The sequence below is a fragment of the Streptomyces humicola genome (genome assembly GCF_024436035.1).
GTDB classification, from domain to species: Bacteria; Actinomycetota; Actinomycetes; order Streptomycetales; family Streptomycetaceae; genus Streptantibioticus_B; species Streptantibioticus_B humicola.
This window is the reverse complement of sequence record NZ_JANFNG010000013.1, coordinates 24,105-47,291: the sequence shown is the minus strand read 5'-3', so window position 1 is coordinate 47,291 and position 23,187 is coordinate 24,105. Positions and strand designations below refer to the sequence as shown.

Below are 23,187 nucleotides of genomic sequence, written 5' to 3'. Positions count from 1 at the left end.
CTCGCGGCGCAATCAAGTAATCCAGCCGCCGGACCGCCTGTCAAGAGGGCCGGAAGGCCGCAGCACACCGGGCGACACAAGACCGCAGGACCGCGGTACGTCGAGGAGGAGTACGGCCATGACCGCAGCAGCGCCGGGATCGGTCGGGGTGATCGGAGGCGGCCGGATGGGGTCCGGCATCGCACAGTCCTTCGCCTCTGCCGGGTCCTCGGTGACGGTGGTGGAGAGCAGTGCCGAGGCCGCCGCTGCCGCGCTGGAGCGGATCGAGTCGGGGCTGCGACGGGCGGCCGAGCGCGGCAGGCTCGCCGAGCCCGCAGAGCAGGTGCTGGCACGGATCAGGACGGCCGACTCGGTGGACGGGCTGCCGCAGGATGCCGATCTGGTGGTGGAGGCGGTGCCGGAGGACGCGGCACTCAAGGCGTCCCTGCTTGCGGCGGCCGAGAAGCGGGTGGGCCGGGAGACGGTTCTCGCCACCAACACCAGCTCGCTGTCGGTGACCGAGCTCGCTGCCGCGCTCTGTCGCCCCGCTCGCTTCCTGGGCATGCATTTCTTCAACCCCGTCCCCGCCTCCGAGCTGATCGAGGTGGTGGTCGCGCCGGACACCTCCGACGAGACCGTGCGGTCGGCCCTTGCCTGGACGCACAGCCTGGGCAAGACCGACGTCATGGTCAAGGACTCGCCCGGGTTCGCCAGTAGCCGGCTCGGCGTCGCGCTCGGCCTGGAGGCGATCCGGATGGTGGAGGAGGGCGTGGCCGCACCCGAGGCGATCGACGACGCGATGCGCCTCGGCTACCGGCATCCCATGGGGCCGCTGCGCCTGACCGATCTGGTGGGGCTCGATGTGCGTCTGGCGATCGCGGAATACCTCCACTCGCGCCTGGGCGAGCGTTTCGCGCCACCGAGGCTGCTGCGCGAGAAGGTGGCCCGTGGCGAGCTGGGGCGCAAGACGGGACAGGGCTTCTACCCCTGGCCGTGACGCGTGCCGTGATGCCCGACCACGACACCCGGCCGCGACGCCTGGCGGTGACGCCCGGCCGCGACGGCGGACGCGGACACCGGAAGGTCACCCGGAAGTGGGGTTGCCAGCGGTGGCACGGTGGGCGAGACTGAAGAGTACCGAACGAATGGTCGGTCGGGTTGGCTAGGGGAGGCCCGCGATGATGCCTGACAACGACGGCGCGCACGAAAGCGCGAATGCGGCGGGGAGCGACGCCGGGGAACAGCAGCTGCAGGAGCACTTCGACCGCACGATCGCGCACGATCAGCGGATCGAGCCGCGCGACTGGATGCCGGAGGCCTACCGCAGGACCCTCGTCCGGCAGATAGCTCAGCACGCCCACTCGGAGATCATCGGCATGCAGCCCGAGGGCGAGTGGATCACACGGGCGCCCTCGCTGCGGCGCAAGGCGATCCTCTTCGCCAAGGTGCAGGACGAGGCGGGGCACGGCCTGTACCTCTACTCGGCCGCCGAGACCCTCGGCGCCGACCGCGCCGATCTGACCGAGCGGCTCATCGAGGGCCGGCAGAAATACTCGTCGATCTTCAACTACCCGACGATGAACTTCGCCGACGTAGGCGTGATCGGCTGGTTCGTGGATGGCGCCGCGATATGCAACCAGGTGCCGCTGTGCCGCAGCTCCTATGGTCCGTACGCACGCGCGATGGTGCGGATCTGCAAGGAGGAGTCGTTCCACCAGCGCCAGGGATACGAGCTGTTGATGACCATGATGCGCGGCACCGAGGCCCAGCGGCGGATGGTGCAGGACGCCGTGGACCGGTGGTGGTGGCCTTCGTTGATGATGTTCGGCCCCCCTGACGGCGACTCTCCCAACACCGCGAAGTCCATGGCCTGGCACATAAAGCGGCACTCCAATGACGAACTGCGGCAGCGCTTCGTGGACATGACGGTGCCGCAGGCCGAGAAGCTCGGCGTCGTCCTCCCCGATCCGCAGCTGCGGTGGAACGAGGAGCGCGGGCACCACGACTTCGGCACCCCCGACTGGTCCGAACTCAAACGCGTCATCAGCGGTGACGGCCCGTGCAACGCACAGCGGATGACCCGCCGCCGCGCGGCCCACGAGGACGGCGCGTGGGTGCGCGAGGCGGCGAGCGCGTACGCGGCCAAGCAGGCGGCCGGTGTGGCCGAGCAGCAACAGCAGGAAGGACGGGCGGCATGAAGGGCGAGAGGCGTGAATGGCCGCTGTACGAGGTCTTCATACGTGGCAAGCGCGGCCTCAACCACGTGCACGTCGGCTCGCTGCACGCAGCCGACGAGCGGATGGCGCTCACCCACGCCCGTGACCTCTACACCCGCAGGAACGAGGGAGTGAGCATCTGGGTGGTGCGCAGCGACGCCATCACCGCGTCGACGCCGGACGAGAAGGACCCGTTCTTCGCTCCCAGCGGCGACAAGGTCTACCGGCATCCCACCTTCTACGACATCCCCGAAGACGTTCCCCACATCTAGGGCTCGCCATGACTGATGACCATGTGTACCTCTCACTGGCCGAGGGCTCCGAGGACGGCGACGCGCGCTGGGCGTTCGGCACCGGCTTCGAGGACCCGCTGCACGGCGTCGACACAGTCGTGCCGGAGGTGGTCGACGGCCGCATACTCGCGGCGTACTGCCTGGCTCTCGGCGACGACGCGCTGGTGTCGGCCCAGCGGCTGGCCGAGTGGTGCACCCGTGCGCCGGAACTGGAGGAGGAGGTGGCGCTCGCCAACATAGGTCTCGATCTGCTCGGGCAGGCCCGGCTGCTGCTCTCCCGGGCAGGGCAGGCGGAGGGCTCGGGCCGTGACGAGGACGCGCTCGCCTACTTCCGCGACGCCGACGCCCTCCGCAATGTCCGGCTCGCCGAACTGCCCAACGGGGACTTCGCCTTCTCGATCGCGCGGCTGCTGGTACTGGCCACGTGGCGGCTCGCGCTCTTCGAGCGGCTCACCGGCTCGACCGACCCGGTGCTTGCGGCGGTCGCCGCCAAGGGCGTCAAGGAGCTGACGTACCACCGCGATTACGCGGCCCAGTGGACGGTACGGCTCGGCGACGGCACGTGCGAGTCCCATCTGCGGATGCAGCGTGGCATCGAGGAGATATGGCCCTATGTCGGCGAACTGTTCGCCACGGGACCGGTCGAGCGCGAGGCGGCGGCGGGGGGCATCGGGGTCGATCCGGCGGCCGTACGGGAGGAGGTCGGGGCGACGCTGCTCCAGGTCGCCGACGCCGCCACCCTCGCCCTTCCTGCCCTGCCGGCCGATCCCCACCCCGGCGGAGGACGTTGGGGCGAGCACACCGACGCCCTGGGCCCGCTGCTCGCCGAGATGCAGAGCGTGGCCCGTGCCCACCCGGAGGCGACGTGGTGACCGCACAGCGGGTGGAAGCCCCTCACCTGGAGTCGATACGCACCCGCGCGCGCCGGGTCGCGGAGGCGGTGCCCGACCCCGAGCTGCCGATGCTCACCCTCGCCGACCTCGGTGTGCTGCGCGGGGTGGAGGTGGACGCCGACGGCACGGTGACCGCCAGCATCACCCCCACCTACTCGGGCTGCCCGGCGATGGCCGAGATGCGGTCGGACGTGGCCGCGCGGCTGCGGGCGGCCGGCTTCCCGGAGGTGCGTATACGCACCGTGCTCGACCCGCCATGGACGAGCGACTGGATCAGCGCCGAAGGCCGCCGCAAGCTCGCCGAGTACGGCATCGCCCCGCCCGGCCCCGCGCCCCGGCGGGCAGTCGGACCTGTGCCGTTGACGCTGTCGCCGACCCGTCGTGCAGTGGCGTGCCCGCGCTGCGGGTCGTCGGAAACCGAGGAGACCTCGCGCTTCTCGGCCACCTCGTGCAAGGCACTGTGGCGCTGCCGCAACTGCCTCGAGCCGTTCGAGCACCTCAAGGAGATCTGAATGGGAGACCTGACGGCTTCCCCCAGCGCCCCGGCCGAGGCCCGGCGGGTGCGGCACCGCCGCCCGGAGTTCCACACCTTGCGGGTCGCCCGTACCGAGCGGCTGTGCGAGGACGCGACGGCCATCACCTTCGACGTGCCCGAAGAGTTCGCCGAGGCGTACGCGTTCGCGCCGGGGCAGTCGCTCACGCTGCGCCGCATCGTCGAGGGGCGGGACGAACGCCGCTCGTACTCCATATGCTCGCCCGTCGGCGGCCCGTTGCGCATAGGTGTGCGCGAGGTGCCGGGCGGGCTGTTCTCCTCATGGCTGGTCCATCGCGTGCGCCCGGGCGAGACGGTCGACGTGCTGCCTCCGCTCGGTGCCTTCACTCCCGATCTCGACGTCCCAGCCCATCACGTCCTGATCGCCGCCGGCTCGGGCATAACCCCGGTGCTGTCAATAGCCGCCTCCGTGCTCGCTGCCCACCCGCGCTCCGAGGTGACGCTCTTCTACGGCAACCGTCGCACCGACACGGTGATGTTCGTCGACGAGTTGGCCGATCTGAAGGATCTGCACCCCAGCCGCTTCCAGCTGGCACACGTCCTCTCCCGCGAGCCGCGCGAGGCCGAGCTCTTCTCGGGGCGGCTCGACGCGCAGCGGCTCTCCGCACTCATCGACGGGCTCGTCGACGTCAACTCGGCGGACCACTGGTGGCTGTGCGGACCTCACGGCATGGTCCAGGGCGCACGCCAGGTCCTCTCCGGGCTCGGCGTCCCCGCCGAGCGCGTCCATCAGGAGCTGTTCTACGCCGACGACGCACCCGTAGAAACGTTCCACCATGCGGACGCCGCGCCCACCGGACCGGTGAGCACCGTCACCGTCGTCCTCGACGGCCGCACCACGGAATCGGTTCTCCCTCGCAACCGCACGGTGCTCGACGGAGCACAGCGCTCCCGCCCGGACCTCCCGTTCGCCTGCAAGGGCGGCGTCTGCGGGACATGCCGCGCCCTGGTCCGGTGCGGCGAGGTCGACATGCGCCGGAACTTCGCCCTCGAACCGGACGAGGTCGCCGCGGGGTACGTCTTGACCTGCCAGTCGTACCCGGTCTCCGACGAACTGACCGTCGACTACGACAGCTGAGGGCCCCTCGGCCGGACGAGCGTGAAGCGGTCGACGGGCACGAGATCACCGTACGGGCCGCTGACGGCGTAGTACGTCACGGCGATCGACGTGGTGCCGCCGCTCGTCCCCGGGTCGACCTCGAAGGCCGCGAAGCCGTACGAGTGGTCGGCGTCGCGCACCGCCGACCACGGCGCGTCCTCGGTGACGTACACCGGAGGACGCTTGCGGGTCGTCGGATCCACCGGGCCCACGGCGGTGATCACCCGGCACCGTGGCGGGTCGAACAGCAGCTGGTTGGAGGGCGCCGACGTGCCCCCGCCTCCGATCACCATGTGCACGGTGCCCTTGGAGGTGTCGATCACGTCATTGTCGGTGGAGACCGGCACCGGGGTGCGCGTGTCGTTGGGCTGCTGGCCCCGGATCGGGTGCGACCGCTCGTAGTGATGTTCATGACCGCAGACGACGAGGTCCACGCCGTAGGCGTCGAAGAGCGGCACCCAGGACTCCCTGATGCCCAGGTCGGCTCCGTTGAACTTGTCAGCAGTGGAGATCACGACCTGGTGCATGCACACCACGATCCAGTCGATCCGCGCATCGGCGCGGGAGGCCGCCAACTCCGCCTCCAGCCAGCGGCGCTGCGCCCCGCCCGAGTACCCGTGCACATAGGAGCTGCCGGCGTCCTGCAGCGCCACGTCGTCGTTGGCGAGGCTGATGACCCGTACCGAGCCCGCCGTGAACGCGTACCACAGCCCGCGCAGTTCGGTGCCAGCGCCGGAATCCGGAACGGTGAAGTAGCTCTGGTAAGCGGCGTACCCGATGGGGCCGTTGCCGAGTTCGTTCTCATGGTTGCCGGCTGCCGGCATCCAGGGGCGGTTACGGGCGGAGCGGGAGTTGCACTCGAACCAGTCCGACCAGGTTCGGATCCGGTCCGTCGACAGATTTGCATAGCACAGATCGCCGTTGACCAGATGGAACAGCGGCGCGATCCGCTCGACGCCCGCCGTGGTGTCGCCGGCGGCCGGGCTGCCGAGGTTGTCGTTGACGTACGCGCCGCCCGAGAGCTTGCCGAGAGTCGGCGTGCCCTGGTCGCCGAAGCTGGTGAAGGTGAATGCCCCGCGCCCGCGGGGAGCGGTGCGCACCGTGCCGAGCTCCGGCGCCGCCCCGTCGTGCACAGCGGCGTAGACGTAGTCGGTGTCGGGCCGCAGCCCTGCGATCCGGGCGTGGTGAACCTGCACCTCCGTACCGGACTTCGCGTCCCGGTACGTGGTGGTGTCGGCCTGCGCGGTACGACCGAAGCCTCCGCTCGCGGTGCCGTAGAGCACCCGTGGCCGCGACACCGAGGCCGTGGTGTGCCAGGAGACCACGACCTCCCGCGACGCGTCGGCCCCGAACTGCAGGTGCAGCCCTGCCACGCGTGGCGCATCGAGCCGCCCCGGATGTTCCCACAGCACCGGGGACGCCGCGGCCGGTGCCGTAACCGCCCCGCTCAGCCCGACCGCCGTCGCACCCGCCAACAGGCCCCGCCTGCTGACCCCTGCCGGATTTTCCCTCCGCACACCGCTCATGGGCGATCATCCTCGGATCGGGGCGACGAACGGCGCACGGCCGGCCGACACCGCAGTGAACAACACCGGAAATCACATGGCAACGTCAGGGAAACGGCAGCGGCCCCCAACACACCCGGTACGTACGGTCCGTACGCAGGGAACCCGCGTAGACACGACGCGCTGCACGTTTACCGTCCCCCGCATCCGCCCCATAGTGGCCACATGACGACCACCCCTCCCTCCGGGGGTGACGGTTCCGCTCCCGCCACCGTCGCCCTCGCCCAGGCCGATCCCTCCGAGATAGCCGCCTACGGCCACCACGTACTCGCCGTCGAACCGACCGGCGCCGAGCCCGTGCCCGACGATGCACGACACGGCAATCCCCTGCAACTGCTGTGGACATGGACCAGCCCCAACATGGAGTTCGCCACCGTCTTCATCGGGGTGCTCGGGGTCGGGATCTTCGGCCTGGGCTTCTGGCCCGCCGTGCTCGCCATCGTGCTGGGCACGGCACTCGGCTCGCTCACACACGCCCTGCTGGGCCTGAGCGGACCGCGTTTCGGCGTGCCGCAAATGGTCGCCGGGCGCTCGGCGTTCGGCTTCTACGGCAATGCGCTGCCAGCCGGCCTCAACGCGCTCACCGCGGGCATCGGGTGGTTCGCCGTCAACAGCGTCAGCGCCGCATACGCCCTCAACACCCTGCTGGGCTGGCCGCTGTTGTTGTGCCTGTTCATCGTCGTCACCCTGCAGATCGCGACGGCGTTCTTCGGGCACAACTTCATCCACACCGCGGAGAAGTACACCTTTCCGGTGCTCACCGTCGTCTTCCTCGCCGCCTCCGGCGTGATTCTGGCCGATTCCCACCCCTCAGCCGCCAACGGCTCACACGCCTTCGCCGGTGCCTTCCTGCTGACCGCCGGCGCCGCCTTCGGCTACGCGGCCGGATGGAACCCCTACGCCTCGGACTACACCCGCTATTTGCCGCGGGCCACCGCCCGTTGGAAGGTCGCGCTCTGGCCCGGCCTCGGCGTCTTCGCCTCCTGCGTGGTGCTGGAATTCGTCGGTGCGGCGTCGGCGACCATCATCGCGCCCAAGGACGCCACCCTCACCGGTGCGTTCATCCACCCGCTCCCCGGCTGGCTGGGTGATCTGACGCTGCTCGCCATCGCGATCGGCGGCATCGCCGCCAATGCGCTCAACATCTACTCCGGGGCGCTCTCCTTCGTCGCCATGGGGATCAAACTGCCCGCCACGATGCGGCGAGCCACCGTCGCCCTCGCCTTCGGTGTCGTAGGCACCGTCGTCGCCTGGACCGGACTGCACGACTCCGGACAGCGGTACGAGAACTTCCTCCTCGTCATCACCTACTGGATCGGTCCCTGGCTGGCCGTCGTCTTCACCGACCGGTATCTGCGCCGCGGTCACGCGGCCGCGCAGACCGCGGGGCTACTGGAGGACGCCGGCTACCGCAACTGGTCGGGGCCGGTGGCGATGGCGGTAGGCACGGTGCTCGGCATCCTGCTCTTCTCCAACCAGACCGACTTCACCGGCCTGGTCGCCAAGCACTGTCCGCAGATCGGGGACATCGCCTTCGCCGCGGGCTTCGTCATCGCCGGGGTGCTCCATCTCGCGCTGCAGAAGGTCCCCGGCCTCGGCCCGTCGGATGCCGGTTCGCCCGCGGAGGCCGCCCCGGCCGGCGCGTGAGCCAGTGCCGCGGCGCCCGGTGCGTCAGGTCGCCGTGTGCAGGACGCGGCGCGCGCAGGTGGCGAGCAGCAGCTCGGCGTGGAGCTCCGGGTCGCCGACCGGTGCGCCGAGCAGCGACTCGATGCGTTCCAGACGCTGATACAGCGACTGGCGGCCGACGTGCAGCAGGGCGGCGGTCCGGGTCGGGCTGCAGCCGTTGCGCAGGTGCACCTCCAGCGTGCGCACCAGGTCGCTGGGGTGGCTGGCCTCCCACTCCAGAAGCGGGCCGAGGGTGCGGCCGACCAGCCGGGCGAGCCGGTCGCGGGACTCGGCGGTGAGCCCGTCGCCGACCAGCTCCCTTTCGAGGGCCAGCGCCCGCGAGGAGGTCACCAGCGCGCCCGCAGGCGCGCTTCCCGCCGGCGTGCCGGGCGGCGGTACGGCGAGGGCGAGCCGCAGCGCGCTTCTGGCCTCCCGCAACGACTCGCCCCAGCGGGTCCACGCGGCGCCCCCGGGGACGGCGTGTCCGAGCGCCGCGGTCAGCCCGGCGGCCCCGAGGCCGTCCGCCGCGGCGCGTACTGCCTCCTGGACGGTGCGCACGGGATCGCGCGGGCAGCCCGTGGGGACGGCGAACAGGCCGGTCACGGCGCCGGCGCGGCCGGCCCGCAGCACCGGTCCGCCCAGCTCACGTGCCGCACGGTCGACCACGGCGACGGCGACGGCGAGTCCCTGCTCCTCCGAGGGGTGCGCAAGCACGGCGACCCCGACCAGCCGGTGCGACGGCTCGGGCCTGAACCCGACCGCACGGGCCCGCGCCGCCACCTCCCCTTGGCTGAGCGCGGTGCCCTCCTCCAGTCCGGCGAGGAGGGCGGCACTGCGCCCCTCCCGATCGGCCGGCTGCCGCCTCTGCTCGGCCATCGCCTGCGTGACGATCGCCGTGTTGGCGGCCTCGGTGATCCGGATGAACGGCACCACGCGGCGCAGCGCGACCAACGGCAGGTCACGCCTGCGGCTCTCGTCGACGATCTCGTACGGCACGTCGGGCAGGGAGCGGCCCACCTCGACGGCGACCCCGGCCACGCCCCGCTCGGCAAGATCCCGTACGTAGTGGCGGCGCGCCCCTGCGTCGGCGCCGGCGAGGCCGAGGCCCGTGGTGAGGAGAAGCTCACTGCCGCACAGCAGCGGGCCGATCTCGTAGATCTCGCTCGAGTGGACCCAGCGGACCGGCCGGTCGAGGCCGTCCTGCCCGGTGAGGACTTCCGGGGCGGCCTCGTCGAGCACATCGAAGGCGAGGATGTCGCGGAGGGTGAGGACCATGGCGACTCCGTGGCGGTTGCGGCGGGGTGCGGGCGCGGGACACCGTGTCCGGCCCGAGGTGCCCGGGAGAGTACTTTCCGTACGTTGCACGAGTGTTTCACCGACGACCACAGTGGAGTCATGACGGATACGGCAGCGATGCTCGCAGTCGCCCTCGACGAGGCGCGGCTCGGCCTCGCGGAGGGCGGCATCCCCATCGGCGCAGCGCTCTTCGGCCCGGACGGGCAGCTGCTCGGGCGCGGCCGCAACCGCAGGGTGCAGGACGACGACCCGTCGATGCATGCGGAGACGGCGGCCTTCAGGGCGGCCGGGCGGCTGCGCGGCTATGGCGCCACGACCATGGTCACCACCCTCTCGCCCTGCTGGTACTGCTCGGGGCTGGTGCGACAGTTCGGCATCGGCCATGTGGTGATCGGGGAGGCGGAGACCTTCCAGGGCGGCCACGAGTGGCTGGCCGGGCACGGCGTGAAGATCACCGTGCTCGACGACGCCGAATGCGCCGCCATGATGCGCGACTTCATCGCCGCGCGGCCCGATCTGTGGAACGAGGACATCGGCCGGTGAGGCAGCGCACCGGGAATCCCCCTTCATGCACGGACCAGGCACGGACCAGGCACGGACCAGGAACGGACCATGAACCTCCAGGAACGAGGAGCGCCATGACCGGCTCACCGCGCATACCCGTGATCGATCTCGGCCCCTGGCTCTCGGGCGACCCTCAGGCCCGCGCCCGTACCGCACAGCAGGTGGACGCGGCGCTCTCCCGCGCGGGCTTCCTCCTGGTCACCGGGCACGGCATCAGCCGGCAGACGCGGGAGGGGGTCCGCGCGGCGGCGAGGCGGTTCTTCGCCCTGCCCGCCGAGGTCAAGGAGCGGTACGCGGTGAGCGTCGGCGGGCGCGGCTGGCTGGGTCAGGGGGCGGAGGCCAACGGCCATGCCGAGGGCACAAAGACACCGCCGGACTTGAAGGAGTCGTGGTCGGTGGGTGCGGACCGGCCGACCGGCGACGAGGCGGTCGACGCGTTCTGGTTCCAGCCCAACGTCTGGCCCGATGCGGAGGTGCCGGTGCTGCGCGAGGTCGTAGAGGCGTACATGACGCAGATGCGCACCCTCGCCGACGAGTTGTTGCGGCTGCTCGCCGCCGCGCTCGGCCAGACCGAGGAGTTCTTCACTCGGCACACCACGCACCCCACCTACACGCTCAACATCAACTGGTACCCGGGCACGGGGGTCCTCGGCGAGCCGCAGCCGGGTCAGTACCGGATCGGCCCGCACACCGACTTCGGCACGGTGACGCTGCTCGACCGCCAGCAGGGCAGGGGCGGCCTGCAGGTCTACACCGACCCGGCCGACAAAGGCGTGGGGTGGGAGGACGCTCCGTACGATCCGGAGGCGCTCACCGTCAACATCGGTGATCTGATGGCGCGGTGGACCGGTGACCGCTGGCGGTCGGGGCGCCACCGTGTCCTGCCGCCGTCTCCGCAGGAACCGGAGGAGGATCTGATGTCGCTGGTCTACTTCTACGAGTGCGATCCGCACACCCCGGTGATCCCGCTCCCCGCACCGATCGGCAGGATGGCCCATGAACCGGTGGACTCCTCCACCTATCTCAAGGCCAAGCTGGATGCCATCACCGTGAGTTGAGGACGCCGCCATGATCTCTCCGCCCACCGTACGCCCGCACGACGTCGTCCTGTTCGGCGCCACCGGCTACACCGGAGCGCTCACCGCCGAATATCTGGTCCGGCACGCCCCCGCGGAGTGCCGCATCGCGCTCGCCGGCCGCAACCGTGCCAGGCTGGAGACGCTGAGGGAACGACTCGCCAAGATCGCTTCCGAGCGGGCCGAACTACCGCTGCTGATCGCGGACTCGGCGGACCGGGAGGCGCTGCGGGCGGTGGCGGCCTCGACGCGGGTGGTGATCTCCACCGTCGGCCCCTATCTGCGGCACGGGGAACCACTGGTCGCCGCCTGTGCCGAGGAGGGCACCGATTACTGCGACCTCACCGGCGAACCGGAGTTCGTGGACCTGATGTATCTGCGCCACCACGAGCGCGCCGTCGCCAGTGGGGCGCGGATCGTGCACTCGTGCGGCTTCGACTCCGTACCGCACGACCTCGGTGTGCTCTTCACCGTCGGACAGTTGCCGCCGGAAGCGCCGAAGAGCGTCGAGGGATTCGTCCGGGCCGGGGGCACCGTGTCGGGCGGCACGCTCGACTCCGCGCTCACCGCGCTCTCGCGGCCGCTGGCGATGGCACGGACCGCCGCTCGGCGGCGGGCCGTGGAGCCCAGGCCCTCCGGGCGGCGGATCCGCATCGTCACCGGCCGTCCCGGCTGGTCCCGCGCCGCGCATGCCTGGGTGGTGCCGCTGCCGACGATCGATCCGCAGGTGGTGGCGCGTTCGGCAGCCGCGCTCCCCTCCTACGGCCCGGAGTTCCGCTATGCGCACTATGCGGCCGTCAAACGACTGCCCGTCGCTGTCACCGGGATCCTGGGCATCGCCATGGTCGTCGCCGCCTCCCAGGTGGCGCCGTTGCGCAGGGCGCTCACCGGGATCCGCTCGTCCGGCGAGGGCCCGAGCCCTCAGCAGCGCGCAAAGGGCTGGTTCGCCGTCAGGTTCACCGGCGAGGGCGGCGGCAAGCGTGTGATCACCGAGGTCAGCGGAGGCGATCCCGGCTATACGGAGACCGCCAAGATCATCGCCGAGACGGCAATGTCCCTCGCCTTCGACGAACTGCCCCGGACGGCGGGCCAGGTGACGACGGCCGTCGCGATGGGCAGCGCCCTCATCGACCGCCTGTCCGCGGCAGGGATCCGCTTCACCGTGCTCGAACGCCCGCCGTCGGGGCCACCGGGACGCAGCCGCTGAGCACCGCCGGCAATCCGGCAGCGTCGCCGCACCGCCCACGACGGGAAGCCCGCTGTTCACACCGCGTTCAGCTTCTTCGCCCAAGACTGGTCCGGCCCACCTCCACCGCTGCCGAAGGCCCGTTCATGGCTGTCACCGCCTCCACGCCGGCGAGCGCCGCCGTCACCACCACGCCCGGCGGCAGGCGACGCCCGGACGAACCCGCGTACGCGCGCCCCGTGCTGCTGCTCATCGCCGCCGTCGCCGCGACGCTGTGCACGTGGGGCATCGACCACAGCGTCTACCACGACTTCTACGCGACGGCCGTGCGCAGCATGGCCGGGGGCCCGCGGGCGTTCTTCTTCGGCGCCTTCGACCCCCGCAGTGCGATCACCCTCGACAAGCTGCCGGGATTCCTGTGGCCGCAGGCGGTGTCGGCGGAGCTCTTCGGATTCCGTCCGTGGGCGCTGGTGCTCCCGCAGGCGGCCGAGTGCGTCGCCGCCGTGCTCGTGCTGTATGTGGTGGTCCGCAGGTGGTCGGGTGCCCCCGCCGCACTGTTCGCCGCCGCCGTCTTCACCCTCACGCCGGTGACGGTGGGTCTCGGGCGCTCCATCGTCGAGGACGCGCCGTTCATGCTGCTGCTTCTGCTGGCCGCGGAGGCGACCCAGCGGGCGGTCGGGGCGCAACGCCCGCACCGGCTCAGGCCGCTGCTGACGGCCGCTGTCTGGGCGGGGCTGGCTTTCCAGTGCAAGATGCTGGAGGCCTGGGCGATCCTCCCCACGCTCGCCGCCGTCTATGTGCTGGGCGCACCCGTCCCGGTCCGCCGCAGGCTGCGCCATCTCGCGCTCGCGGGCTGCGTGACGCTGGCGGTCTCCTCGTCGTGGGTTCTCGCCGTCGCCCTGACACCGGCTCAGGACCGTCCGTACATCGACGGCACCACGGACAACTCCGCCGTGAGCCTGGTCGTCGGGTACAACTTCCTCAACAGGCTCGGCGCGGTCGGTCTCGACGCCGGCGCTACCGGGAGCGTCACCGCGACGCAGAGCAACGGCCTCGCCCAGCTCGCCAAGATGGTCTCCCCCGGTATCGTCTCGCAGACCGGATGGCTGTATCCGCTGGCGGCGACCGGGCTGGTCTGGGGGATCGCCGCCGTCTGGAAACGGCGCGTGCCCCGCACCGGCCGGACCGCGCTGAGCACGGTGCTGTGGGGCGGGTGGCTGCTCACCTTCTTCGCGGCCTTCAGCGTCGGAAGCGTGACGGGACACACGTACTACATGGGGGTCGTCGCCGTTCCGGTCGCGGCGCTCGCGGGGATCGGTCTGGTGCGCTGCCTGCGGGCGTTCCGGGCCGGCGGGCGGCGGGCCGCGGTCTTCCCTGCGGTGGTGGCAGTGAACGTCGTGTGGTGTCTGGTCCCGGCGTGGCGCTATCCCGCGTTCCTGCCGTGGCTGGCTCCCGCCTGCGTCGGACTGTGCGTTCTCGCGCTGTGTGCACTGGCGCTGGTGCGGCGGCGCGCGAGCGTCACCGCCCGTCCGGCGGCCGCCGCCGTGGCGGCGGCCGTGGTCTCGGTGCTGCTCTCCCCCGCCGCGTGGTCGTTCTCCGCGCTCGACCTGCGTTACAACCAGCCGGGGGCGATGGCACGCGTAGGCCCCACCAACCGGCCGGGCGGGGGCGGACCCCGGACGCTCGCCCCCTCGCAACAGCGCCTGCTCTCCTACCTGCGGGCGCATCGGGACGGCGCCACATACCTGGCCGCCGTCCCGATGTGGAGTGACGCGACGCCGTACATCATCAACGCGGGAGCCCCGCTGCTCCCGATGGGCGGCTTCACCGGGCAGGTGCCCTTCCCCACGCTCGCGCAGTTCCGCGCCATGGTGGCATCCGGCAAGGTGCGCTACGTGATCCCGCACACGGGGCTCCCGGACCGCTCGGGCTCGCCCGCCGACCGGGTGCTGGTCTGGGTCGCCGCCCACTGCACGCGCGTACCGGCGTCCGCGTCCCTGCCGCAGCCGCTCTACCGCTGCGGCAGCGGCTCGGGCTGACGCCGCCCGCCCTGCTCGTGGCGGGACCGGCCCGTCGCCCGTTCGGCGACGTGGACGAGAGCCGCCACCACCACATTGACGCCGAGGCCGACGATCCCGGCATTGATGTGCGCGACGTCCACATGGGCGAAGGTGAGCCAGACGACGACCGCTTCGCCCACCACCATGCCGAGCAGTACGGGGATCCGGCCGAGCAGAGGGCGCCGGGCGAGCCCCGCTACCAGTCCGGGGGCGAACTGCACCAGGCCGCTGTAGGTGAGCAACAGCAGATCGGTGAGCGCGTTCGGCCGCACCAGCGCGAGCACCAGCGCCAGCGCCAGAATCGCCACCACCGCACCGTGGTTGGTGAGGAACTGCAGTCGCGGGCTGCGCGACCGTACGACGTTGCGGGCGATCAGCGTCGACATGGCGAGCACCATCACCGCCGCCGGGACCATCGCGGCCGCCGCCCCGGCGACGGCGATGAACCCGGTGGCCCAGCCGGGCAGGGCACGCCCGGTGAGCGTCAGCAGCACACCGTTGGCGTTGGTGTTCGGCGGCAGCGCGAGGACGGCGACGAAACCGATCGTCATGGGCAGGATCAGAGCGATCTGATACAGCGGCAGGAAGACCCAGTTGCGGCGCAGTCCTCGCTCGCTGCGCGCCGACAGCAAGGCGGGCCAGGAGTGCGGAAAGGTCAGGAATCCCGCGCCGATCGCGCTCGCCAGCATGCTGGTGGTCCACCAGACGCGGTCGTTGGGGCCGGTGTGGACGGTGAGCAACTGCGTATGCCGGTGGGCGATCTCGGTGAAGGCATGACCGATGCCGCCGGTGAAGTGCAGCGGTACCACCACGATGATCACCGCCACCGCGACGATCATCAGCACGTCCTTCAGGTACGACGTGGCGGCGACGCCGCGGATTCCGGCCCACAGCACGAAGGTGGCGGTGAGCGAGGTGCCGATCACCATGCCGAGGGTGCTGGAGGCGCCGTCACCGGTGACCAGCTTGACGATCAGCCCGAGCCCGGTGATCTGCAGCTGCAGGTACGGCAGCATGAAGATCACGCCCAGCAGGGCCACCAGCGTCCCCAACGCCCGGCTGCCGAAGCGCTGCTCGTAGAAGTCGGCCTGGGTGAGATAGCCGTGCTCCCGTCCCAGGCGCCACACGCGCGGCCCGAGGAAGTACAGCACGATGACGGCGAGCGGGACGTAGGGGATGGAGTAGGTGGCCGCGACGCCTCCGGTGAAGGCGAGCCCGGCCACCCCGAGGAAGGTGAAGGTCGTGAAGGTCTCTCCGGCCTGCAGGAACCACATGGTCGCCGAGCCGAAGCGCCGGCCGCCGACCGACCACTGCGCCAGGTCCGCTGACGGGCGCCGCCGTCCAAGGAGCCCGACGGCCGCGATGACCGCCATCCCCACAAGCGTGACGACGAGCACCGTGCTCATGCGCCGACCTCACTTCGCTCGGGGGCGGTGTCACGATGCCGTTGCCTGCCCCACTCCACGGCAGCGAGCGCGGGCACGATGGCGAGCACCCAGGCGCTCGTCCACACGAACATCGACGGCAGTCCGGCCCACAGACGCGCTGAGTTGACGAACGGCAGCCACGGCGTGGCCAGCAGGGCGACAGCGGGGACGAGCGGCAGGAGCAGCAGGATGGTGCGATGGCGTTGCATAGGGCATCCCTGGCTGGTGTGGAGCGGGGGTATGGGGCGGGCGATCGGACAATCGGTGGCCGGTCGGGCGGGATCGGTCAGGCGGTGAGCCGGCGCACCGCCAACTCGGCGTAGAGCGCGGCCCCGTCGCCGAGCACGCCGTCGTCGAACTCCGCGTACGGAGAGTGGTTGTAGGCAGCGCGCTCCGGGTCGGATCCGTCCGGGCAGGCGCCGAGCATCACGAAGGATCCGGGCACTTCGTTCAGGACGCGCGAGAAATCCTCGGAGCCGGTGAGCGGGTTGGGCATCCGGTGGAACCGGTCCTCGCCGAACACCTCGTTCACGGTGGTCTCCAGGAATCCGGTCTCGGCGTCGTCGGTCGCGGTGAGCGGGTATTCGGGCTCGTAGGCCACATCCGCTTCGAGGCCGTGCGCGGTGGCGATGTCACGGACCAGGCCGACCACGGCGTCGGCGATGCGGGCCTGCGCCTGCGCGGAGAAGGTGCGTACCGTGGCCTCGAACTCGGCGGTCTCGGGGATCACGTTGCGCCGGCTCCCGGCGCGCAGCACGCCCACGGTGACCACGACCGGGTCGAAGACATCGAAGCGCCGGGTGACCATGGTCTGCAGCGCGATGACCATCTCGCAGGCGGCCGGGACCGGGTCCTTGGCGCGGTGCGGGGCCGAGCCGTGGCCGCCCGCACCGCGCACGGTGACCGCCAGCGCTCCGGAGGCGGCGAGCAGCGGGCCGGGGCGGGAGGCGAAGACTCCACGCGGGATGCTCGCCGACGACACGTGCATCCCGAAGGCGGCGACCGGGCGCCGTCCCGCGGCGTCGAGCACGCCCTCGGCCACCATGGCACCGGCTCCGTCCCAGCCCTCCTCGCCGGGCTGGAACATGAAGACGACGTCACCGGCGAGTTCCTTGCGCCGCCCGGACAGCAGGTGCGCCGCCCCCACCAGCATGGAGGTGTGCAGGTCGTGCCCGCAGGCGTGCATCGCGCCGTTGCGCGACGCATACGGGACCGGGACCTTCTCGCTCACCGGCAGCGCGTCCATATCGCCCCGCAGCAGTACCGCCGGGCCCGGGCGGCCGCCCCGCAGCACCGCGGTGACCGAGGTGAGCCCGGAGCCGTGGCTCACCTCCAGCGGCAGTCCGTCGATCGCCGCCAGCACGCGTTCCTGGGTGCGCGGCAGGTCGAGGCCCACCTCGGGTTGGCGGTGCAACTCGCGTCGCAGCTGGACCAGTTCGGGTGACATAGCTGTCGCGTCGTCGCGCAGTGACATTCACGCCCTCCGCATCGTGTCGGCATCGGGTTGCATATCTGCCCAGTGCCGCTTGTGCGGCACGGGATTGTGCAGGATGGTGAAGGCTTCCTTGGTCATCGCCGTGAAAGTGCACGATCCCACCACGAGGGGGCTGTCTGCTGAAGGAATCCGCCATGCTCGACGAGCTGGATCTCGCCCTGGTGAACGCCATGCAGATGCGTCCCCGGGCGCCGTGGTCACTGCTCGGCGAGACACTCGGCGTCAGCCCGGTCACCGCCGCCCGCCGCTGGCAGCGGCTGTCGGAGGCCGGGATCGCCTGGGTCACCGCGTACGGCGGGCCGTTCACCTGGGAGCGGTGGTGCACGGCATTCCTGCAACTGGACTGCAGCACGGGCCGTACCGCCCGGATCGCCGCAATCGTCGCCGAGGACCCCCATGTGCTGACCGTCGAGCACGTGGCCGACGGCTGCGACCTGTACCTCGTCACCGTCTTCACGGATGTCACCCAGCTCCACCGCTACATCCATCAGCGGCTCGGCCGCATCGAGGGGATCAACGCGGTCCGCAGCCACCTGGCCACCCACATCTACAGCGAGGCGAATGGCTGGCGCCTGGGCTCGCTCGACGCCTCCCAGCGCCGGCACCTGCGCGACGGGACTCCGCCCGCGGCCGGCCCTGCCGCGGAAATACGGCCCGAGGAACGGGAGTTGCTCGTGCGGCTGAGCACCGACGGACGAATGGAGCAGGCGGCACTGGCGTCCGCGACGGGGCTCAGCGCCTCCACGGTGCGCCGCCGCCTCGACCGCATGATCGCGAGCGACACCATCCGCTTCCGCTGCGAGATCGCCGCGCCGCACGCCGCGCGGCCCGTCCTGGTCACCTACCGGGCCACCGTCCCCGCGGACCGGCTCGACCTGGTGGGCCACGCCGTCGCCAGGCTCCCCGAGGTGCGGCTGGCCACGGCGGTCACCGGCGCGCGGAACCTGGTGGTCGTGGTCTGGCTGCGCAGCGTCGCCGACAGCCAGCGGTTCGAGTCGCTGCTGCTCCACAAGTTCCCCGAACTCGGCGTCCGTGAACGGGCGGTGACCTTGCACACGAGCAAGCGGATGGGCCGCATTCTCGACGAGCAGGGGCGGGCGGTGCGCGCCGTTCCCATGGACCTGTGGCGCGATCCCGTGAGCCCGTGAGCCCGTGACCTATTAGTAGCATAATGTCCATATATATTGAGATTGTGGCACTCGGGACAGACTCAGGACACGGTTCCAACGTCGCATCCGGCACCTGGAGGCCGACGTGAAAGACCGCCACGGCTCCGATTACGCTCCGCGACACGCGGGCGGGTGCTGTGACGGCGGCGCCGGGCCCCGGGACACGAGCGAGGAACTGCAGCACCTCGCGGAGCAGGCCGCGCTCAGGGCCGAGCGGCAGCGCGAGACCGACCTCGTCGAGGCGCTCACCGCAGCCCTCGCCCAGGCCCTCAGCGTCGAGGACGTCACCGCCCGCCGTGACCGGCGAGACGACGCGCGCGAACCTCGACGCCACGGCGATCGCACTCGGCGTCGTCGAGCACGGCCGCGCCCGGCTGATCGCCGCGGCCTGGCTGCCCGAGGCGCTCACCCGCAACCACCGCGTCTCCCGCCTGCACGAACCGATGCCGTTCGCAGAGGCCGTCCGCACCGGAGACTGCGTGCGGGACCCGCCGCGCCCGAGCACCTCGCCGACCACATCATCGGCACCGTCGAGGCGCGCTCGGGGCTCGACGACGTGGCCCTCCTCGTCGAGCTCGGAGAGGGGCGATGACAGCCGCCGGCCGCAGGCATGGTGAGCGGTGCCACATCCCCGCCCGGCACTGTGGCAGCGCGGCACATGGGGCACATCGCGGCAGGTCCCTAGCGTGAGCCGCATGGAGAGCACTTTCCTCACCGGACGCACAGCCCTGGTCACCGGTGCGGCCGGCGGGATCGGCCGGGCCTGCGCACTGGCCCTCGCCGAGGCGGGGGCGCATGTGTACGTGGTGGACCGGGCCGCCGAGGCTGCCAGGGAGGTGGCCGCCAAGTGCGGCGGCACCGCCCACGTCGTCGACATGTCCGACATGTCCGCCGTGGACGCGCTACCCGACGACGCCGACATCGTGGTCAACAACGCCGGGCTACAGCACATCGCCCCCGTCCACGAGTTCCCGCCCGAGCAGTTCGCGCTGATCCAACGGGTCATGGTCGAGGCGCCGTTCCGCATCCTGCGCCGCACACTGCCGCACATGTACGCGCAGGAGTGGGGGCGGGTCGTCAACATCTCCTCGGTGCACGGGCTGCGCGCGAGCGCCTTCAAGTGCGCTTACGTCACCGCCAAGCACGCCCTGGAGGGGCTGAGCAAGACGGTGGCGCTGGAGGGCGCGCCGCACGGCGTGACGAGCAATTGCATCAACCCCGCTTACGTCCGTACCCCGCTGGTGGAGGGTCAGATCGCCGATCAGGCGCGCGCTCACGGCATCCCCGAGAGGGACGTCGTCGAACAGGTCCTGCTGGAGCGGTCGGCCATCAAGCGGCTGATCGAACCGGAGGAGGTCGCGCAGGCCGCGCTGTGGCTGTGCTCTCCGGCCGCGGGCTACCTCACCGGCGCGTCGATCCCCCTCGACGGCGGCTGGACCGCCCACTGACCCACTGATCACTCAGTGACCCACTGACCCACTGGCCCGGTGAGCCATCGCCTCGCCGGCAGCACCCCGCCCGATCCCCGCCCCCTCCCCAAGACGGTGACACCATGGCCAGCGCTCCCACCGCTGTGAACGCTTCCGCCGCACCGAGCGGCCTCGCACGCGTCGTCGGCGCGAGTCTGATCGGCACCACCATCGAGTGGTACGACTACTTCCTCTACGGCTCCGCCGCCGCTCTCGTCTTCGACAAGGTCTTCTTCCCCACCACCGATCCGCTCACCGGCACCCTGCTGTCGTTTCTGACCTACGCCATCGGCTTCGCCGCCCGGCCGCTCGGAGCGCTGGTCTTCGGCCACTTCGGTGACCGCATAGGCCGCAAGAAACTGCTGGTGGTCAGCCTGTTGATGATGGGGATCGCGACCGCGCTCATCGGCTGTGTCCCCGGCTACTCGACGATCGGTGTCGCGGCGCCGGTTCTGCTGACGACGCTGCGGCTCGTGCAGGGCTTCGCCCTCGGTGGCGAGTGGGGCGGCGCCGTCCTGCTCGTCTCCGAGCACGGCGATCCCAAGCGGCGCGGTTTCTGGGCGTCGTGGCCGCAGGGCGGCGCCCCGGCCGGCAATCTGCTCGCCGTCGGCATCCTGTCGCTGATGACCTCGGTGCAGTCCAACGCGAGCTTTGTGGCCTGGGGCTGGCGGATCCCGTTCCTGCTCTCGGCCGTCCTGGTCGGCATCGGCCTGTGGATCCGGCTCTCGGTGGACGAGTCGCCGCTGTTCAAGGAGGCGCAGGCGCGCGCGGAGGCCCGCGAAGCGACGGAGCGCCACGAGCAGCCCCCGCTGCTCGCTGTGTTGCGCCACCACTGGCGGGACGTGCTGGTCGCCATAGGCGCCCGGATGGCCGAGAACATCTCGTACTACGTCATCACCACCTTCGTCCTCGCCTACTGCGTCGACCACTTGAAGCTGAAGGAGCAGACGGCCCTCAACGCCGTGCTGATCGGCTCCGCGATCCAGTTCTGCCTGATCCCGGTCTTCGGGGCGCTCTCCGACCGGGTCGGGCGCAAGCCGGTCTACCTCGTCGGGGCGGTCGGCGTCGGGGCGTGGGCGTGGGCGTTCTTCGGGCTGCTGGACACCAAGTCCTTCCCCGCCCTGGTCCTCGCCGTGACCGTCGGGCTGGTCTTCCACAGCGCCATGTACGCACCGCAGGCGGCGTTCTTCTCGGAGCTGTTCGGCACCCGCATGCGCTACTCCGGTGCCTCCATCGGCGCCCAGTTCGCGTCGGTCGCGGCCGGTGCGCCGGCCCCGCTGATCGCGGTCGCCCTGCTGAAGGCGTACGGCAATGCGACGCCCATCTCGGTGTACGTCATGCTCGCCGCCGTCGTCACGGTGGTCGCGCTGCTCGCCGCGCGCGAGACCCGCGAGCGGGATCTGTCGGACGTCGCCCCCACCTCGGGCGGTGCCGTGGGCGAGCCGGCGTCCGGTCACGCCGCGTCGGGCGCCCAGGCCTGACCGGCCTTCCAGCGGCCCGGCCCCGCCCGGCCTCGCCCCGCTGACGGGGCGGGGCCGGACCCTGTCCCGCCCGCGGTCACCACGGCACAATCGGGGACATGACCCGACGCCGCCCCGCCCCGAGTTGGCTCTCCGACGCCGTCATCTACCAGATCTATCCGGCCAGTTTCGCCGATGCCGACGGCGACGGGATCGGTGACCTTCCCGGTGTCACCGCGCACCTGGACCACCTCGCCTGGCTGGGCGTCAACACGATCTGGATCAGCCCCTGCTTCGCCTCCGAGTTCGGAGACGGCGGCTACGACGTCAGCGACTACCTCACCATCGCGCCCCGCTACGGCACCAACGACGACGCGCTCGCGCTGATCGAGGCGGCGCGCGAGCACGGCATCCGCGTCATGTTCGACCTCGTGCCCGGCCACACCTCGCACCGCCACCCGTGGTTCCAGAAGTCGGCGCACACCCCGGGCGACGACCGCTACATCTGGTCGGAGCGGCTCGGCGCCCCGGTATGCAACTGGATACCCAACCAGGGCGCGCGCGGCGGCTTCTACCTCGCCAACTTCTATCCCATCCAGCCCGCGCTCAACTTCGGCTATGCCCGTATGGACCCCGAGGAGCCATGGCGGCAGCCCGTCGACGCCCCCGGCCCCCGGGCCAACCGGGCCGCGCTGCGCGAGATCATGGCGTACTGGTTCGACCGCGGCGTCGCCGGCTTCCGCGTCGACATGGCCGCCTCGCTCGTCAAGGACGACCCGGACCATGCCGAGACCGGCAAGCTGTGGCGCGAGATGCGCGACTGGATGGACACCGCTTACCCCGACCGGGCGCTGCTGTCGGAGTGGGGCGACCCCAAGACCTCCGTCCCGGCCGGCATCCACGCCGACTTCTTCCTCCACTTCAACGGGCGCGCGCTGCGCTCACTGTGGGACAACGGCACCGGCAGCCAGGGGCCCTGGGGCCTCGGCGAGCCGTGCTACTTCGACCCCGACGGCAAGGGCTCGATGGAGGAGTTCCTCGCCGCGTGGAAGGAAGCCGACGACGCCATCGACGGACGCGGGCTCGTCGCCCTGCCGACCGCCAACCACGACTTCTCCCGGCTCACCTGCGGCCCCCGCACCCGCGAGATGGTCGCACCCGCCTTCGCCTTCCAGCTCACCTGGCCCGCGCTGCCCGTCATCTACTACGGCGACGAGATCGGCATGCGCTACGTTCCCGGGCTGCCCGACAAGGAGGGCAGCCAGCTCGGCACCGAGGCCCGCCAGGGGTCCCGCACGCCCATGCAGTGGGACGACAGCCCCGGCGCCGGCTTCTCCACCGCCCCCGCCGAGGCGTACTACCTGCCTCTCGACCCCGGCCCCGACCGTCCCAGCGTCGCCGCCGCCCGTGCCGACGAGCGGTCGCTCCTGCACCACGTGCGGCGTCTGATCGCGCTGCGCCGAAGCGTCCCCGCGCTCGGCACCACGGCCCCCGTCGAGGTGCTCAGCTCCGGCTACCCCTTCGTCTACCTGCGGGACTCCAGCCACCTCGTCGTCATCAACCCGCGCCGCGAGCCCGCCGCGTTCGAAGTGAGCGGGGTCGCGGACGCGCAGGCGCTTGACGTCTCGGGCGTCACCCTCACCGCGGACGGCGTGCGCGCGGAGGGCTTCGCCCACGGGGTCTTCCGGCTCTGAGCCCCCGGCCGCCACTCGCCCGTCCCCC

General features: G+C 71.3%; 21 protein-coding genes. 16 read left to right on the top strand and 5 right to left on the bottom strand.

The window, feature by feature from the left end:
- Window positions 1-118 precede the first annotated feature (118 nt).
- From NGB36_RS17850 to paaE, 6 genes are all read left to right on the top strand, one after another.
- On the top strand, window positions 119-976 hold the full coding sequence (locus tag NGB36_RS17850; protein ID WP_255921308.1) for a 3-hydroxyacyl-CoA dehydrogenase family protein: 858 nt from the start codon (window positions 119-121) through the stop codon (window positions 974-976).
- 184 nt (window positions 977-1,160) lie between these two features.
- On the top strand, window positions 1,161-2,177 hold the full coding sequence (gene paaA, locus NGB36_RS17845) for a 1,2-phenylacetyl-CoA epoxidase subunit PaaA (RefSeq protein WP_372509472.1): 1,017 nt from the start codon (window positions 1,161-1,163) through the stop codon (window positions 2,175-2,177).
- A complete protein-coding gene (paaB, locus tag NGB36_RS17840; protein ID WP_255921306.1) occupies window positions 2,174-2,467 on the top strand; it encodes a 1,2-phenylacetyl-CoA epoxidase subunit PaaB in 294 nt (97 codons plus the stop codon). The genes paaA and paaB overlap by 4 nt, the downstream gene beginning before the upstream one ends.
- A gap of 8 nt (window positions 2,468-2,475) precedes the next feature.
- Entirely contained in the window at window positions 2,476-3,360 is an 885-nt protein-coding gene (gene paaC / locus NGB36_RS17835; protein ID WP_255921305.1) for a 1,2-phenylacetyl-CoA epoxidase subunit PaaC, read from the top strand.
- Entirely contained in the window at window positions 3,354-3,893 is a 540-nt protein-coding gene (paaD, locus tag NGB36_RS17830; protein WP_255921304.1) for a 1,2-phenylacetyl-CoA epoxidase subunit PaaD, read from the top strand. The genes paaC and paaD overlap by 7 nt, the downstream gene beginning before the upstream one ends.
- Window positions 3,894-5,012: a 1,2-phenylacetyl-CoA epoxidase subunit PaaE gene (paaE, locus tag NGB36_RS17825; RefSeq protein ID WP_255921303.1), complete on the top strand. Its 1,119-nt coding sequence runs from the start codon at window positions 3,894-3,896 to the stop codon at window positions 5,010-5,012. It abuts the gene before it with no gap.
- Here the strand turns inward: paaE and NGB36_RS17820 are convergent.
- Window positions 5,000-6,559 (bottom strand): purple acid phosphatase family protein, encoded by a 1,560-nt coding sequence (locus tag NGB36_RS17820; RefSeq protein WP_255921302.1) that lies wholly within the window; start codon window positions 6,557-6,559, stop codon window positions 5,000-5,002. The genes paaE and NGB36_RS17820 overlap by 13 nt on opposite strands.
- A gap of 204 nt (window positions 6,560-6,763) precedes the next feature.
- Here NGB36_RS17820 and NGB36_RS17815 point away from each other — a divergent pair, with 204 nt between their 5' ends.
- Window positions 6,764-8,245, top strand: a complete 1,482-nt coding sequence (locus tag NGB36_RS17815) for a purine-cytosine permease family protein (RefSeq protein WP_255921301.1) — start codon at window positions 6,764-6,766, stop codon at window positions 8,243-8,245.
- Window positions 8,246-8,269: 24 nt separating this feature from the next.
- Here NGB36_RS17815 and NGB36_RS17810 read toward each other — a convergent pair whose 3' ends face one another.
- Window positions 8,270-9,538: a PucR family transcriptional regulator gene (locus tag NGB36_RS17810; RefSeq protein ID WP_255921300.1), complete on the bottom strand. Its 1,269-nt coding sequence runs from the start codon at window positions 9,536-9,538 to the stop codon at window positions 8,270-8,272.
- Window positions 9,539-9,658: 120 nt separating this feature from the next.
- Between NGB36_RS17810 and NGB36_RS17805 the strand changes: the two genes are divergently transcribed.
- The 4 genes from NGB36_RS17805 to NGB36_RS17790 all read left to right on the top strand — a co-directional run bounded on the left by NGB36_RS17805 (window position 9,659) and on the right by NGB36_RS17790 (window position 14,424).
- Window positions 9,659-10,102: a nucleoside deaminase gene (locus tag NGB36_RS17805; RefSeq protein WP_255921299.1), complete on the top strand. Its 444-nt coding sequence runs from the start codon at window positions 9,659-9,661 to the stop codon at window positions 10,100-10,102.
- Window positions 10,103-10,197: 95 nt separating this feature from the next.
- The gene (locus tag NGB36_RS17800) at window positions 10,198-11,181 is read left to right on the top strand and encodes an isopenicillin N synthase family dioxygenase (RefSeq protein ID WP_255921298.1); all 984 of its coding nucleotides are present in this window, start codon (window positions 10,198-10,200) and stop codon (window positions 11,179-11,181) included.
- Between the two features lie 10 nt (window positions 11,182-11,191).
- Window positions 11,192-12,406 carry a saccharopine dehydrogenase family protein gene (locus NGB36_RS17795; RefSeq protein WP_255921297.1) on the top strand — a complete coding sequence of 405 codons (1,215 nt, stop codon included), beginning with the start codon at window positions 11,192-11,194 and terminating at the stop codon, window positions 12,404-12,406.
- Between the two features lie 125 nt (window positions 12,407-12,531).
- A complete protein-coding gene (locus NGB36_RS17790) occupies window positions 12,532-14,424 on the top strand; it encodes an ArnT family glycosyltransferase (protein ID WP_255921296.1) in 1,893 nt (630 codons plus the stop codon).
- Here the strand turns inward: NGB36_RS17790 and NGB36_RS17785 are convergent.
- From NGB36_RS17785 to NGB36_RS17775, 3 genes are all read right to left on the bottom strand, one after another.
- The gene (locus NGB36_RS17785) at window positions 14,397-15,851 is read right to left on the bottom strand and encodes a sodium:solute symporter family protein (RefSeq protein ID WP_255921295.1); all 1,455 of its coding nucleotides are present in this window, start codon (window positions 15,849-15,851) and stop codon (window positions 14,397-14,399) included. The two genes, NGB36_RS17790 and NGB36_RS17785, sit on opposite strands and share 28 nt — an antisense overlap.
- Entirely contained in the window at window positions 15,848-16,081 is a 234-nt protein-coding gene (locus NGB36_RS17780) for a hypothetical protein (RefSeq protein WP_255921294.1), read from the bottom strand. Before NGB36_RS17780 ends, NGB36_RS17785 begins: the two co-directional genes overlap by 4 nt.
- Before the next feature lie 77 nt (window positions 16,082-16,158).
- Complete coding sequence (locus tag NGB36_RS17775) at window positions 16,159-17,346, bottom strand: M20 metallopeptidase family protein (RefSeq protein WP_255921293.1); 1,188 nt, start codon at window positions 17,344-17,346, stop codon at window positions 16,159-16,161.
- 155 nt (window positions 17,347-17,501) lie between these two features.
- Between NGB36_RS17775 and NGB36_RS17770 the strand changes: the two genes are divergently transcribed.
- The 5 genes from NGB36_RS17770 to NGB36_RS17750 all read left to right on the top strand — a co-directional run bounded on the left by NGB36_RS17770 (window position 17,502) and on the right by NGB36_RS17750 (window position 23,159).
- Window positions 17,502-18,515, top strand: coding sequence for an Lrp/AsnC family transcriptional regulator (locus NGB36_RS17770; protein WP_255921292.1), 1,014 nt, complete (start codon window positions 17,502-17,504; stop codon window positions 18,513-18,515).
- A gap of 317 nt (window positions 18,516-18,832) precedes the next feature.
- Window positions 18,833-19,153: a hypothetical protein gene (locus tag NGB36_RS17765; protein ID WP_255921291.1), complete on the top strand. Its 321-nt coding sequence runs from the start codon at window positions 18,833-18,835 to the stop codon at window positions 19,151-19,153.
- A 78-nt stretch (window positions 19,154-19,231) separates the two neighbouring features.
- On the top strand, window positions 19,232-19,984 hold the full coding sequence (locus NGB36_RS17760; protein ID WP_255921290.1) for a 3-hydroxybutyrate dehydrogenase: 753 nt from the start codon (window positions 19,232-19,234) through the stop codon (window positions 19,982-19,984).
- A gap of 104 nt (window positions 19,985-20,088) precedes the next feature.
- Window positions 20,089-21,486 (top strand): MFS transporter, encoded by a 1,398-nt coding sequence (locus tag NGB36_RS17755; protein WP_255921289.1) that lies wholly within the window; start codon window positions 20,089-20,091, stop codon window positions 21,484-21,486.
- A 98-nt stretch (window positions 21,487-21,584) separates the two neighbouring features.
- Window positions 21,585-23,159 (top strand): alpha-amylase family glycosyl hydrolase, encoded by a 1,575-nt coding sequence (locus tag NGB36_RS17750; protein WP_255921288.1) that lies wholly within the window; start codon window positions 21,585-21,587, stop codon window positions 23,157-23,159.
- Window positions 23,160-23,187: the final 28 nt, after the last annotated feature.

Excerpts from the sequence above, each read along its gene's own strand:
- NGB36_RS17780 (WP_255921294.1), bottom strand. The coding sequence starts at position 16,081 with ATGCAACGCCATCGCACCATCCTGCTGCTCCTGCCGCTCGTCCCCGCT.
- NGB36_RS17795 (WP_255921297.1), top strand. The coding sequence starts at position 11,192 with ATGATCTCTCCGCCCACCGTACGCCCGCACGACGTCGTCCTGTTCGGC.
- NGB36_RS17810 (WP_255921300.1), bottom strand. The coding sequence starts at position 9,538 with ATGGTCCTCACCCTCCGCGACATCCTCGCCTTCGATGTGCTCGACGAG.
- NGB36_RS17850 (WP_255921308.1), top strand. The coding sequence starts at position 119 with ATGACCGCAGCAGCGCCGGGATCGGTCGGGGTGATCGGAGGCGGCCGG.
- NGB36_RS17750 (WP_255921288.1), top strand. The coding sequence starts at position 21,585 with ATGACCCGACGCCGCCCCGCCCCGAGTTGGCTCTCCGACGCCGTCATC.
- NGB36_RS17785 (WP_255921295.1), bottom strand. The coding sequence starts at position 15,851 with ATGAGCACGGTGCTCGTCGTCACGCTTGTGGGGATGGCGGTCATCGCG.
- NGB36_RS17760 (WP_255921290.1), top strand. The coding sequence starts at position 19,232 with ATGGAGAGCACTTTCCTCACCGGACGCACAGCCCTGGTCACCGGTGCG.
- paaC (WP_255921305.1), top strand. The coding sequence starts at position 2,476 with ATGACTGATGACCATGTGTACCTCTCACTGGCCGAGGGCTCCGAGGAC.
- paaB (WP_255921306.1), top strand. The coding sequence starts at position 2,174 with ATGAAGGGCGAGAGGCGTGAATGGCCGCTGTACGAGGTCTTCATACGT.
- NGB36_RS17805 (WP_255921299.1), top strand. The coding sequence starts at position 9,659 with ATGACGGATACGGCAGCGATGCTCGCAGTCGCCCTCGACGAGGCGCGG.
- NGB36_RS17815 (WP_255921301.1), top strand. The coding sequence starts at position 6,764 with ATGACGACCACCCCTCCCTCCGGGGGTGACGGTTCCGCTCCCGCCACC.
- NGB36_RS17755 (WP_255921289.1), top strand. The coding sequence starts at position 20,089 with ATGGCCAGCGCTCCCACCGCTGTGAACGCTTCCGCCGCACCGAGCGGC.
- NGB36_RS17790 (WP_255921296.1), top strand. The coding sequence starts at position 12,532 with ATGGCTGTCACCGCCTCCACGCCGGCGAGCGCCGCCGTCACCACCACG.
- NGB36_RS17770 (WP_255921292.1), top strand. The coding sequence starts at position 17,502 with ATGCTCGACGAGCTGGATCTCGCCCTGGTGAACGCCATGCAGATGCGT.
- NGB36_RS17775 (WP_255921293.1), bottom strand. The coding sequence starts at position 17,346 with ATGTCACTGCGCGACGACGCGACAGCTATGTCACCCGAACTGGTCCAG.
- NGB36_RS17820 (WP_255921302.1), bottom strand. The coding sequence starts at position 6,559 with ATGAGCGGTGTGCGGAGGGAAAATCCGGCAGGGGTCAGCAGGCGGGGC.
- paaE (WP_255921303.1), top strand. The coding sequence starts at position 3,894 with ATGGGAGACCTGACGGCTTCCCCCAGCGCCCCGGCCGAGGCCCGGCGG.
- paaA (WP_372509472.1), top strand. The coding sequence starts at position 1,161 with ATGCCTGACAACGACGGCGCGCACGAAAGCGCGAATGCGGCGGGGAGC.
- NGB36_RS17800 (WP_255921298.1), top strand. The coding sequence starts at position 10,198 with ATGACCGGCTCACCGCGCATACCCGTGATCGATCTCGGCCCCTGGCTC.